At 45.0% G+C, this 12,799-nt stretch carries 12 protein-coding genes; 7 read left to right on the top strand and 5 right to left on the bottom strand.

Annotation, left to right across the window (positions count from 1 at the left end):
* The first annotated feature begins 17 nt into the window (after positions 1-17).
* From IQQ51_RS06705 to IQQ51_RS06695, 3 genes are all read left to right on the top strand, one after another.
* Positions 18-584, top strand: coding sequence for a DNA-3-methyladenine glycosylase I (locus IQQ51_RS06705; RefSeq protein WP_193840651.1), 567 nt, complete (start codon positions 18-20; stop codon positions 582-584).
* Positions 585-693: 109 nt separating this feature from the next.
* The gene (locus IQQ51_RS06700) at positions 694-1,632 is read left to right on the top strand and encodes a winged helix-turn-helix domain-containing protein (protein ID WP_193840650.1); all 939 of its coding nucleotides are present in this window, start codon (positions 694-696) and stop codon (positions 1,630-1,632) included.
* Positions 1,623-2,093: a hypothetical protein gene (locus IQQ51_RS06695; protein WP_048614470.1), complete on the top strand. Its 471-nt coding sequence runs from the start codon at positions 1,623-1,625 to the stop codon at positions 2,091-2,093. The genes IQQ51_RS06700 and IQQ51_RS06695 overlap by 10 nt, the downstream gene beginning before the upstream one ends.
* A gap of 86 nt (positions 2,094-2,179) precedes the next feature.
* On the opposite strand, the gene IQQ51_RS06690 is transcribed toward IQQ51_RS06695, so the two are convergent.
* Both IQQ51_RS06690 and cls read right to left on the bottom strand, forming a co-directional pair.
* Complete coding sequence (locus IQQ51_RS06690; protein ID WP_193840649.1) at positions 2,180-3,364, bottom strand: cystathionine beta-lyase; 1,185 nt, start codon at positions 3,362-3,364, stop codon at positions 2,180-2,182.
* A 183-nt stretch (positions 3,365-3,547) separates the two neighbouring features.
* Positions 3,548-5,002, bottom strand: coding sequence for a cardiolipin synthase (cls, locus tag IQQ51_RS06685; protein WP_193840648.1), 1,455 nt, complete (start codon positions 5,000-5,002; stop codon positions 3,548-3,550).
* A gap of 367 nt (positions 5,003-5,369) precedes the next feature.
* On the opposite strand from cls, the gene IQQ51_RS06680 reads away from it, so the two are divergent.
* The 4 genes from IQQ51_RS06680 to IQQ51_RS06665 all read left to right on the top strand — a co-directional run bounded on the left by IQQ51_RS06680 (position 5,370) and on the right by IQQ51_RS06665 (position 10,467).
* Positions 5,370-6,803, top strand: coding sequence for a sodium-dependent transporter (locus IQQ51_RS06680; RefSeq protein WP_081090249.1), 1,434 nt, complete (start codon positions 5,370-5,372; stop codon positions 6,801-6,803).
* 208 nt (positions 6,804-7,011) lie between these two features.
* Positions 7,012-8,628 carry a methyl-accepting chemotaxis protein gene (locus IQQ51_RS06675; protein ID WP_019824264.1) on the top strand — a complete coding sequence of 539 codons (1,617 nt, stop codon included), beginning with the start codon at positions 7,012-7,014 and terminating at the stop codon, positions 8,626-8,628.
* A 178-nt stretch (positions 8,629-8,806) separates the two neighbouring features.
* On the top strand, positions 8,807-9,505 hold the full coding sequence (locus tag IQQ51_RS06670; protein ID WP_050634665.1) for a TIGR01621 family pseudouridine synthase: 699 nt from the start codon (positions 8,807-8,809) through the stop codon (positions 9,503-9,505).
* Between the two features lie 8 nt (positions 9,506-9,513).
* Entirely contained in the window at positions 9,514-10,467 is a 954-nt protein-coding gene (locus IQQ51_RS06665) for a class I SAM-dependent methyltransferase (protein ID WP_193840647.1), read from the top strand.
* Between the two features lie 81 nt (positions 10,468-10,548).
* Here the strand turns inward: IQQ51_RS06665 and IQQ51_RS06660 are convergent, their stop codons facing one another.
* From IQQ51_RS06660 to IQQ51_RS26770, 3 genes are all read right to left on the bottom strand, one after another.
* On the bottom strand, positions 10,549-11,166 hold the full coding sequence (locus IQQ51_RS06660) for a CDP-alcohol phosphatidyltransferase family protein (protein WP_193840646.1): 618 nt from the start codon (positions 11,164-11,166) through the stop codon (positions 10,549-10,551).
* Positions 11,156-11,806 (bottom strand): ATP-binding cassette domain-containing protein, encoded by a 651-nt coding sequence (locus tag IQQ51_RS06655; RefSeq protein ID WP_050645071.1) that lies wholly within the window; start codon positions 11,804-11,806, stop codon positions 11,156-11,158. Before IQQ51_RS06655 ends, IQQ51_RS06660 begins: the two co-directional genes overlap by 11 nt.
* On the bottom strand, positions 11,772-12,799 hold a 1,028-nt coding region (locus IQQ51_RS26770; protein ID WP_416222603.1), incomplete at its 5' end, for an ABC transporter permease. The genes IQQ51_RS06655 and IQQ51_RS26770, both read right to left, overlap by 35 nt.

The following is a 12,799-nucleotide window of genomic DNA, read 5'->3' as shown; positions in this document are numbered from 1 at the left end:
AAAAAGAGAATACAAAAATGGACGTAAATACATCAGATAGAACGTGTGCATGGGCGCTTAAACATGAGCTTGAAAGGGAGTACCACGACGCAGAGTGGGGCGTGCCTGTTTATGATGACCAAGTTCTGTTTGAATTCATTACTTTAGAAGGCGCTCAGGCGGGCCTGAGTTGGATTACGATCCTGAAAAAGCGTAAAGGGTATCGTGCCGCGTTCGATAATTACGATCTAAACAAGCTAGCTGAGTTGAATGAAGACAACGTGCTGCACATCATTGAAAACTTCGATGTGGTTAAACACAAGGGCAAGATTGCTTCGGTATACAACAATGCACGAGCAACGCTTGAATTACAGAAAGAGTTCGGCTCTCTTTCTAATGCCTTATGGCAATTTGTCGATAATGAAGTGATCGTGAATCAATGGACTGAGATGTCTCAAGTTCCCGCTTCTACTGAGCAATCTAAAGCGATGAGTAAGTTTTTGAAGAAGAGAGGCTTTAAGTTTGTAGGGGAAACAATCTGTTACGCGTTCATGCAAGCGACAGGCATGATTAATGACCATATCGTAGGTTGTCCGCACAAATAAAAGTGTTATTTATCGTCGAAAAATAATTGCGTTAATATAGGAAAATTTACTGGTCATTTATAAACTATTCAATATCATATGCGACCAAATTCAATCCTAGAAGACGATAGTGAAACAACAAAGCTACCAAATCTGTGATGCTCGCTATGATCCCTTACTTAGGCAGTTTGTGCGTGAAGATGGCCACGTAGAAACTATCGCGCCGATAGAGGGTAAGGTGTTTCTGTTCTTACTTGAAAATGTTGGTGAGTGTGTTGAACGAGGCCTAATATTTGATAGGTGCTGGGGCAATGTGATTGTCTCAGAGCAAGCGCTCACTAACGTGATATCTAAGATTAGAAAAACGCTGTCACGAGTGACTTGTGGCTGTGCAACGATTCGCACGGTCAGTAAAACGGGCTATTCTCTTGAAATCGATGAGTCGATAAAGCCTAGCAAAACTGAAACTGTGCCTTCTCAAGTGACTGAGAAGGTATCTAAAACAAACTCTTTGCCAGTCGAGCAAGAAGTGTTGGCTGCGACTGAAATCTCTACAGACGTTAATACTGCAACGGTCACTGATTCCGATCTCAAGACGTCTTCCAACCAACAACTGAACTCAGCTGAATTAGAACCTTCAAATTCAAAAAGTAATACGTACCTCGTTAAAGCGGGCTATTTAGTCGCATTGATTTGTGTCGTCGTAACGGCGTTCAACCTTTTCCAAACCTATTATACGCCACTGCCTTATTTTATTGATAAAGCCGAATATCGCGACAGCTACACAGATAATACCAACCACTACTTTTTCCATATTGCGCATAATGAATCCTATTCGTTGCCTGCGATCACTCAAAAGCTAACGGATGCGATACCTAGCCACTGCAACGTTGATGTTTTTGTCCGTATCTATCCGTCTGTAGACCAACCTGAAAATGATACGTTATACATGTTGGTTCAAAAGAAGGATGGCGAAGCGTTGAACTATAGCGCCTCTATTTTCAATGTAGCGTCGTCTTTTGATTCGTTTGCTCAGTACATGGAAAAGAGGAGTTACTTTTGCGACTAATTGGCTTACTCATTCTTTGTGCAATCGCCGCTTCGAGCTTCTTGTTAGAGCAAAATGAATTAGCAGGCACTCGATGGCACTGTAAAACGATCAAAACGGATTTCTTATCTCAGGCATTCCAACCATACCAAGCACTGTACGAGCGCATAAGCCTTACTTTTCAGTCTGACCATACTTTTAGCATTAGAGAGTTTGTGACGATTACTGAACAAGACGGTAACGAGAGTACGATGGAAAACCTTTATTCCGGCTACTACGGGCTGGATGGAAACAATCTGTCGATGAGCATTCTAGATGTGAGAACGGCAACGCCTTTTCATGATCCCGTTATCAATCAGGATTACAGTGAGTATAAAGGGGTGACGATTGACTACGCTATTGCAGTGAAGGATCAGTCTTTGTATATGTTCAATGAACATCGAACGGAAATATTTAATTGGGCGTGTTTTAACGTTCAGTAGCTTTATAAAGCTATGTGTCTAATACGCTAATCTGAAAAAGGCAGGAATATCCTGCCTTTTTGGTCTGAGTCTGTTAACGCTTTAAATTAAACGAGCGCGTTGTAACGCTCTAACCCGGCTTCTAGGTCTGCAATCAGATCATCAACGTCTTCTAAACCGATATGAACGCGAATCAAGGTACCTTCGAAGTTAGGGTTCGCTACTGTTCTTAGGCTATCAAAGCTGTTCGGTTCGTTTGCTAGAATCAAACTCTCAAAGCCGCCCCATGAGTAACCCATACTAAAGTGAGTCATACCATCAAGCAGCGCTGTGGTTGCTTTTGTATTTGAGTTTTTCAGCACGAAAGAGAACAAGCCATTGCCGCCCGTAAAATCTCGTTTAAAGAACTCATGGCCTGGGCAAGACTCAAGTGCAGGGTGACGAACATGGTCAACCTCAGGACGAGTCTCTAACCATTTTGCGACTTTCAAGCTGCTCTCTGCGTGTTGGCGTAGTCGAACATCAAGAGTACGAATACCACGAAGACCGAGGTAAGCGTCATCTGGCGAAACACATTGTCCCATCAGGTAGCTCTGTTCTCTTAACTGGTCCCAACATTTTCCATTGGCTACCGCTGTCCCTAGCATCACATCAGAGTGACCAACGATGTACTTAGTCGCTGCTTGGATAGAGATATCAACACCGAATTCAAACGGTGAGAAGTTAACACCGGCTGCCCATGTGTTGTCTAACATAACGATGATGTCATGTTCATGAGCAATACGCGCAAGCGTTGGAATGTCTTGAACTTCCATGGTGACTGAACCCGGAGATTCGGTAAACAGAACCTTAGTGTTTGGCTTAATAAGGTCTTGGATGCCTTCACCAATCGTTGGCTCGTAGTAAGTCGTTTCTACGCCCATCTTCTTCATGATGGTGTCACAGAAATCACGCGTCGGTTCGTAGCAGGTATCGACCATCAGAATATGGTCACCAGTTTCTACAAAAGAGAGGATGGCATTAGAAATGGCTGCCGTACCACAAGGGTATAGCGCACAGCCAGCGCCGCCTTCCACTTCAACCATGGCATCTTGGAAAGCGAAATGAGTGTTGGTTCCACGACGTCCGTAAAAAAGCGTTTTGTTAGCGCGATTAATCGTAGCTTTGCGCTTTTCTTCTACTGAGTTGAACACGACAGTTGAAGCGCGCTGTACTGGTGGGTTAACGACACCATTGGTCCACTTCTTATCACGACCTGCAGTGATCAGCTTAGTGGTTTTGTTCTCGGACATGCTGTGAATTCCTTATCAATCGGTTATGTCCTATTTAAAACATGCCAATAGCCTTCAAAGCAAGAGTGAAGCGGGAGTTTTTATGCTTTTCTTTCTCTTTTTAACCTTTCACGTCGTTTATCGAGAAAGGTTAAAAAGCAGATAGGCAGTGAGAGATGAGTCGGCATGGAACTATGGGTTGGATTACAGCAGTGGGTTGAACAGATAGAACAACCTTTCGAAGAAGCGGTTACGCAGATTTCTCTGCTCCCACTGCTCGAGTTCTACTGGGTGCGATGACTCGATGTAAGATTGCTGAAGTTCAGATAGCTGCTGAGTGAAGTGCACATCGTCAACGGCTAGCGTCACTTCGAAATTAAGCCATAAGCTACGCATGTCGATATTGACCGTTCCGATTAAACAAAACTCTTCATCAATCACTACTGACTTGGTGTGAAGAAGCCCGCCGTAAAACTCATAAATCTTCACGCCAGCTTCAAGTAACTCCGTATAGAAAGCGCGCGAAGCCCACTTAACCATTAGTGAATCGTTGTTATGTGGGATTATTAATTCTACGTTGACACCACGTTGCGCAGTCATTTTGAGTGTTTCTAATAAATCGGCACTCGGTACAAAGTAGGGTGTAGTGATGCGAACTGAATGGTTTGCCTGATTAATCGCAATGGTCAGAACTTGTAGGATCAAATATTCCGGCATACCCGGGCCTGATGGTACTACCTGAACTGGATGATGCGTCATTACCTCTTCAACCGGACACTCTGGTAAATCAGGAAGGATGCGCTCACCTGTTTCCACTTCCCAATCCCAACCATGAATGGCCGACAGAACATTAACGGTAGGGCCAGTTACACGAACCATTACGTCAATCCACTGACCCACACCTGAACTCTGTTTGAAGTGAGCAGGATCAACCATGTTCATTGAACCGGTATAAGCAATGGTTTCATCAATCACGATGATTTTACGGTGCTGCCTTAGATCTAGGCGGCGTAAGAAAATACGCCAAGGGCTAACCTCTAGTGCTTGTACAACTTGCACACCGGCGTCTTTCATCATTGAACGCCAGTGGCTTTTGAAAAAGCGCGGGCTACCTGCTGAATCAAGCAAGACTTTAACATCCACGCCACGTTTCGCAGCTCGAATGAGTGCGGAAGCAACCGAATCCGTTAAGCCTCCAGGGTGCCAAATATAAAAAACCATCTTGATACTGGTTTGGGCGTTTTCTATATCTTCAATAATTGCGTGTAAGATCTCATTGGGAGACGCTTGCAGTGAAAGTGTGTTTCCGCTGAGTGCAGGAATGCCCATTCGATTATTACAAAGTTCATCGATCTTGTGGATAGGGGAGCCAACCTTTCCTGGCAGGTGGAGCTGGCAATCATCGAGTTTTCGGAACCAATCACCAAATGGAGTAAACATGCGGTGAGCGCGCTCAGCCCTCTTTCTACCTAGGTTTAGCTCTCCAAAAAGGAAGTAACAAGCGACACCTACAATTGGGATAATGTAGATAACCATCAACCACGCGAGAGAAACGCTGACAGAGCGTCGTTTTAGTACGACACGGAAAGTCACACCGGCTACAAGCACCCAGTACAAAGCGACAGAGGCTAAAGTTAAAAAATGGTAGAGCTTTTCCACATTGAATACTCGAAAAAAGAGACACTTAGATAATAATGCTATTTTGCGGATATGGGAATTTAAGGAATCAACTATTTACAAATTAGAGCTAAAGCTGTAAACAGGTAATAGTTGTTAAGTTTTGGTTAACTTAAGACGAAAACGATTGTTTTGTATGAAAAGGCGGCATTTAACCATAAAAATTTACATTGGTAACGAAATATGTACGGTTCGGGCTTCCAATTTTATTCTTAAACTGGTTTACTTGCCAGATAACGAGCGTCAATCAAATCTTTTAGGTGTGTAAATTTTTTTATACGCCTTATCTTTTAAAGACGCCACCCAAAGCAAAACACAACATCACATAACACAAAAGTTTGGAGTACACGTGGCTACTAGTAATACAACCACAACACCCCGCGATACCTGGGGTTCGAAGTTAGGATTCGTAATGGCTGCAGCAGGTTCTGCTGTTGGTCTAGGTAACATTTGGAAATTCCCTTACACAGCAGGCGAAAGTGGCGGCGGTGCATTCGTTGCAATTTACCTGTTTTTTGTAATCTTCATCGGTTTCAGTGTAATGCTGACTGAATTTGCGATTGGCCGTCATACGCAAAAATCAGCAGTAGGTGCATTCAAAACAACTGACCGTCGTTGGACGTTCGCTGGTGTTATCGGCGTAGTCAGTGGTCTACTTATCATGGGTTTCTACCCTGTAGTAGGTGGCTGGTCTATCGCATACATCGGTAAGATTGCTGGTGGTCTACTAGATGCACCTGAAGCAATCGGTGACAGCTTCGGTGGCTTTATCTCAAACCCAGTTCAACCACTTATGTGGATGGGCCTATACCTACTACTTAACATTGTTATTGTTATGAAGGGTATCTCTGGTGGTATTGAGAAAGCGGGTAAGATCCTGATGCCACTTCTTTTCATTATCCTTATCGTGGTATCAATCAAAGGCATCATGCTTCCGGGCGCGATGGCTGGTCTTGAATTCCTATTCAGCCCTGATTTCTCTAAAGTAGACAGCGGTGTAATCCTAGCTGCACTAGGTCAAGCATTCTTCTCACTATCTCTTGGTATGGGTTGTATGTTGACTTACGGTTCTTACCTTAAGAAGAAAGAGAACCTAGTTCAAACTACGGCTATGGTTACGGCAATGGATACAGGTGTTGCTATCCTAGCTGGTGTTGCAATGTTCCCTGCAATGTTCGCATTCGGTATGGAACCTGCAGCTGGTCCTGGTCTAGTATTCGTTGTTGTACCTCAGCTATTCGCTGAAATGGGCGGCGTAGTTGGTCTTCTATTCGCTCTAATGTTCTTCGTTGGTCTAAGTGTTGCGGCACTGACTTCTTCAGTATCTCTACTAGAAGTTGTGGTTTCTTACCTAATCGATGAGAAAGGCATGAAGCGTGTGACTGCAGTACTGTCTGCAAGTGTAGTAATGGCGATTCTATGTATCTTCGCTTCTCTATCACTTGGTGGCTTCGGTCCTACACTGTTCGGTACTGGCGCATTCGATATCTTTGACCTACTAACTGATAAGATCTTCCTAGCTGTTGGCGGTATGTTGGTATGTATCTTCGCTGGTTGGAGACTAAACCGTGCTGACCTTGAGAAAGAAATCACTAACGACGGTGAAGTATCTTTCCCTCTATTCGGTCTATGGTACACACTAGTTAAGTACATCATCCCAGTAGCTATCGCTATCGTAGCGTTCATGGGTATCTCTTCTGGCTTCGACAGCGGTAAAGGTGCAATCATGCTACTAGGTATTGGTATCATTGCTGGTTCTGCGCTTATCTCTAAGAAGCTATAGTTCTAAGAAACCATAATTGTTAGACGCCCATAGTCGCGAGTTAAAGTAAGTTAAGAAACGGGAGCCATTGGCTCCCGTTTTTTTAAGCCTGAAACTTAATTATTGATGGAAAATAAATGTCGTCTATTCACTCAAGTTATCCGTGCGCTAGCCGATATATTGAATATCAAAGGTTTTCTAAGCCGTATTTTATTTAGGTAGGTGTTGTATGAAATTATCGGTGAGAAAGAAACTGTATGCCGGTTTTGGCTCTATATTGGCGGTGCTTGTCACGTTAGTCAGTATTGTGTGGATAGAGGTTATTGGCGCCCATAAAAGTGCTGATGAGATCAGAATGGACGATGTACCGGGCACTGTTACCTATCTTGTTTTGATAGATGAAGCTGGGGATGTCTACCGAGATGCGTTGGGTGCGATCATTCAGGTTGATAACGCGCTTAACGATTATCGAACCAATAAGAACGAATTTGCTCAAGCAATCGAGCAGGCGAAGCGTTTGGAGAGTAGAGGTTCGGAAGACCACCGTCGTATTCAGCGAATTGAAGACCTGATGGGGCGTTTCACTCAAGAGTTTGAATCAAAGCTTGTGCCGAAGATCAATGATGAAGCTGCGCTACTAGCCAACATTCAACAGCTACGATCTTTGTATGAGAGCAATCTCATCCCTATTGAGAACTTACTGGATCAAGCATCAGCAAGTGAGCGTGCAGATACAGAACAGTCACTACTGACATTAACCGATACGTTTACTACCATCGAGCGCACCATCATGGTGTTGTCTGCTATTGCGATTGTCTTTGGTTGTGTGATTGCGTATCTATTGTCTAGCTCTATTACCAATCGCCTGACTCGTGTTGAACAAGTAGCACGACGTGTAGCAAATGGTGACCTAACGGCTGGCGACATTATTGATGATTCTGGCGATGAATTAGCTGAACTGGCTAAGTCGATTAACCAGATGCAGAAATCGCTAGTAGACCTACTAGGTTCAATCTCGTCTGTGACTCACCAAGTCCAATCGGTGACAGGTGAGCTATCGTCAATCAGCCAAGACATCGTGACGGGCGCATCAGCTCAAGCAGACAAAGCTAACTTGATTGCAACGGCTGCTGAAGAGCTAAGTTTGACCATTTCTGAAGTGGCGCAGCAAGGTACTTCTACTTATGAAGAAGCACGTCGCTCTGAAACCTCTGCAGAAGATGGTCGCAACGTGATTGTTGAGATGGTGGCAAGTATTCAACAAGTGTCGACTCAAATGAGTGACATGTCGCTGCAAATGAATACTCTGGGTTCTCATGGTGAGCAGATTGGTAGCGTTATTAAGGTAATCGAAGACATTGCTGAGCAAACTAACCTGTTAGCTTTGAATGCTGCAATTGAAGCGGCACGTGCGGGCGAATTTGGTCGTGGTTTTGCTGTGGTAGCCGATGAAGTGCGAGCGCTAGCAGAAAGAACAACCAAAGCGACACAAGAAGTCTCGGGCATCATTCAATCGATTCAATCGGGCACTCAAGAGGCGGTGACTTATACCCAAGATAACTGTCGTCTGGTGGAGATTGGTGTCGAGCAAAGCTCAGGTGCTGTTTCTGCGCTAGAAGCGATTGTGAGCGGTGCCGGCAATGTACAAAGCATGGTCAACTCTATTGCGACTGCAGCAGAAGAACAGACCGCTGTGACCAAAGAAATTGCAGCGGATATTACCGCGATTAGCGATATCTCTGAGCAATCTCTGCAGCTAGCAACTCGTAGCTCTGAAAATACATCAGGCTTGAACGCTAAAGTTGCTGAGCTAGAAGCATTAGTTGGTAAGTTTAAACTGGCGTAAAGCGGTGGTTTGGTTCTATTTACCGAGTGGTAATCGAGTAAAGACCAAGCACTGATCGCTACTTGCTGAAAAGAAGCCCAATGATTCAATGTTTATTGAGTGAGTTGGGCTTTTTCGTAGCTGGAATCTGGGTTCAGACGCGGTATACTCCACCTTCTACAATGGAGCTAGCCTTTACATGTTCGATATTCTTCTGAACCACTCTGATTTTTTACTTATCAATAAGCATCCAGGAGTCAGCGTCCACAAAGACGATGGCGATACCATGTTGCTTCAAGAAGTTGCTAAGGCAATCAATGAGCCTAAGCTGTATCTCGTTCATCGACTTGATAAAATGACCTCGGGCATTCTGCTGCTGGCAAAAAATGCGTCGGCGGCGAGCGAGCTTTCACAGCTATTTGCAAAGCGCGAAGTAGAGAAATACTACCTTGCGATCGGTTCTAAGAAGCCAAAGAAAAAGCAAGGTTTGATCTCAGGAGACATGGAGCGTTCACGACGCTCAAGTTGGAAACTTCTGACATCCAAAGAGAACCCTGCGATTACTCAGTTTTTATCAGCAACGGCTGAACCCGGTGAGCGTCTGCTGTTATGCAAACCCTATACGGGGCGAACTCACCAGATCCGTGTCGCGATGAAGTCGATCGGCTCAGCCATTGTTGGTGACCCTATTTATAATCCATCGAGTGAGGCTGACAGAGGTTATCTGCATGCCTTCGCGATTCGATTTACCTATCAATCACAAGCCTACGAATATGTCTGCGACCCAAGGAGCCTAAACTCTTTGGGTGAGAAGTGGCATCAGGAAACCGTGTCGAACGGTTTGGACAGTTGGCTTGAACCTTGGTCATTAACTTGGCCAAAGCTAAACACTAAGTGAGTGAAATAATGGAAGCATCAGCTTTACCTCTGTTTTTTAGTCATATTGAACAGCAACTTAATGAAGTACCAAACGAACTACGCCGTATTTTCCACGGCCGCGGTAAGTTTTGGCCTGGTTTAGAACAACTGACATGTGACTGGGTTGATGGACAGCTACTGGTTAACGTGTTTAAAGAAGTAGACGACGAATTTTTGTCATCTCTTAAAGCTGGATTAGTTGAACTCACTAATAAAGATATCTGGCAATCAAAGCAGGGTACAAGCATTGTTCTTCAGCACCGTTATGCCGATGGTGCGCCTTCAGAGGTTCTATGGGGCGAGTTGAATGACTCCCCGGTTGTGGTTGAGCACGGTCTTAAGTACCAATTAGATATTGGCCGTAATCAGAACTTCGGTTTGTTTCTAGACATGCGCAATGGTCGTCAATGGGTACAAGATAATGCCAAGGATAAGAACGTTCTTAACCTGTTCGCATACACTTGTGGCTTCTCTGTCGCGGCTATCGCTGGTGGCGCTCGTCAATGCATGAACGTGGACATGTCACGTGGCTCGCTAAACAAAGGTCGCGATAACCACCGTCTGAATGAACACGATATGCGCTCGGTTAACTTCCTTGGCTACGATATCTTTAAGTCGTGGGGAAAAATCAAGAAGGGCGGCCCTTACGAGCTCGTTATCATCGATCCGCCTTCGTTCCAAAAAGGCAGCTTTGCTCTAACTAAAGATTACAAAAAGATCTTACGTCGTTTGCCTGAACTTCTAACTGAAGGCGGTGAAGTGATTGCGTGTGTGAACTCACCAGCAGTATCACCAAACTTCCTGATTGAGACGATGGCAGAAGAAGCACCAAGCGTTGAGTTCATTGAGCGTCTGGACAACCCACCTGAGTTTGTCGATGTCGACCTTGATTCAAGCTTGAAGGTGTTGAGATTTAAAATTAACGCTTCTGCAGATGCCTAATTGGCTTCAAGTATTCGCTAGAATATAAAAACGCCGCTCATCTGAGCGGCGTTTTAGTTTGAAAGGAACCTGAAACTAATACTAGTTGGTTTGATTCTTGAGAGTCTGGAACCCAAAATAAATACGCATGAACGTAGTTAGCCAACAAGCTGCACCAAAGGTGTAGGCGATAACTGCAAAGTGTTGAGGCCAAATACAGAACGCGATGAAACAAGCGATGGTTTCAGTGCCTTCGGTTAGCCCCGACATGTAGTACAGAGACTTATGCTTATAGACTGGGTTTTCGATGCCTCGCTTGCCTGCCATAACCGCAAACGCTAAAAAGCTGCTGCCTGTGCCGATAAAAGAGAAGATCAAAAATGCACCGGCAATGGCGTTATGCTCAGGGTTGGCAATGACAAATCCAAAAGGGATCAACGAGTAGAATAGGAAATCTAGGCTGATATCGAGGAAACCGCCCGCATCACTAATACCTTGGATTCGAGCCAAGGCTCCATCAAGCCCGTCGCAAACCCTGTTAAATACAATAAACCCCAACGCCCATTCGTATTGCTGAAATGCTAACGCTGGAAATGCTAAACACCCAACCAGAAATCCGAATAACGTGGTTTGATTGGCCGTGATACCCAATTGGTTCAGTAACTTAGCCGATTGATTTAATGGCCACTTAATGACCTTAATGGAGTACTTATCCAGCATGGTTACTTCTCCATGGCCAAGACAGTACTTCTGCCCCGTGAGGTACATCGGCTTCGTCGTGCGTGACCATTAACGTTGGAATATTCGCTTTGGTCAGCTGTTCGAAAACCCAATCGCGAAATTGTGCTCTTAACTCTTGGTCCAGTTTGCTGAACGGTTCGTCGAGCAGGGCGAGTTTCGGCTTCGCCAATAACATACGAGTTAAGCTTATTCTTGCGCGTTGACCGCCAGATATTTGATCCGGGAAAGATTCAGCTAAGTGAGTTAGCTCTATGTCTTTTAGTGCAGCCATTGCTTGTTTTTGGCGAGCGGAACCTTTAACAGAGTTCGGTAACGAAAAGGCCAAGTTTTCCCATACTTTGAGGTGCGGAAACAACAAGTCATCTTGAAACAAAATACCGACTTCACGCTGATGTGAAGGAAGCTCGTCGAGCTGAATATCGTTCAACACAACGGTGCCAGAATACGAAAACTCTTCACTTAAGTGACCAGCTATCGCATCCAATAAAGTCGACTTTCCGCAGCCACTCGGCCCCATCAAAGCCAGTATTTGGCCAGATTCTAATGTTACGTTTAGCGCTGAGAACAGCGAATCTCCATCGGTTTTACGGATGGCGAGGTCGTTGAGGTACAGACTCATTACTTAGGAAACCTTTAAAAGTAAGACGGCGATATCTAAGTTGAAGTCGGCTGACTAATATCGCTAAAGAGAAAAAGAACAGAGGCAATAGGGCCTGCCAAATGGCATAAATTGCGGTCACTCTGCGGTCGAAACCACTGGTAAGGGCAACGGCTTCTGTGGTGATCGTGCTAATACGGCCCGCGCCGAGCATTAATGTTGGAAGGTATTGGGCCAAACTCACGCTGATCCCGACCGCCCAAGCAAAGGCAATCGCAGGAAGCAAGATTGGTAGTTTGATCGAATACCAACTCTGAAATGGCGATTTACCTAGGCTCAGCGAGGCTTTAATCAACCCATCGTTGAAGCTTTTCCACGGGCCGTCTAAAGACAGATACACAAACGGGAAAGCAAAGAAAACATGCGCCCAAATCACCCAGAACTCATAGGCACTACTGCCGATGTAGAGGGTCGTGACCTGCATACCAAACAATACCGAGAGTTGAGGTATTAGCATTGGAATAGCGATAATGAAGCCCGGAACTTGCCACTTGTATTTGATTCTGTATTCGTGAGCCACCAGCGCAAGCAACAAAGCGACTGAAGCGGCAATAAGACCAATCCATAAGCTTTGACCAACTGTGCTCATGATTGCACCCCACTCGAACTCCCAGAAGCGCATGCTGTAGCGGCTCGGCAGTAAATCAGGGAAACGCCAACGCTGAGCAACACTCCAAATTACCATTAAAGGAATGATCAGCAATGAAAGGCTAGCAAGCACTGTGAATACTGTTTTCCCCGGCAAGTTAGCCCCTGTTCGTCCTGAATACTGCCAAGTTCGAAAGTACTTAAGAACCGCCCATTCAACTAAACGCGCCAAGGCGATGATCAACGAAGCTAAACCAAATAAAACGATCGCTCCAGCAGCAGCTCGCGGAAGCAGGTTTAGGTCAGGATCGTTGAACCATTGCCATACCAAAACGGCAAAGGTCGGCGGGTTGGTTGGGCCTATGA

It is taken from the genome of Vibrio sp. OPT18 (assembly GCF_015163615.1).
Taxonomy (GTDB): Bacteria; Pseudomonadota; Gammaproteobacteria; order Enterobacterales; family Vibrionaceae; genus Vibrio; species Vibrio coralliirubri.
Note: the sequence above shows the minus strand (reverse complement) of the source record. Positions and strands in the feature narration are given on the sequence as shown.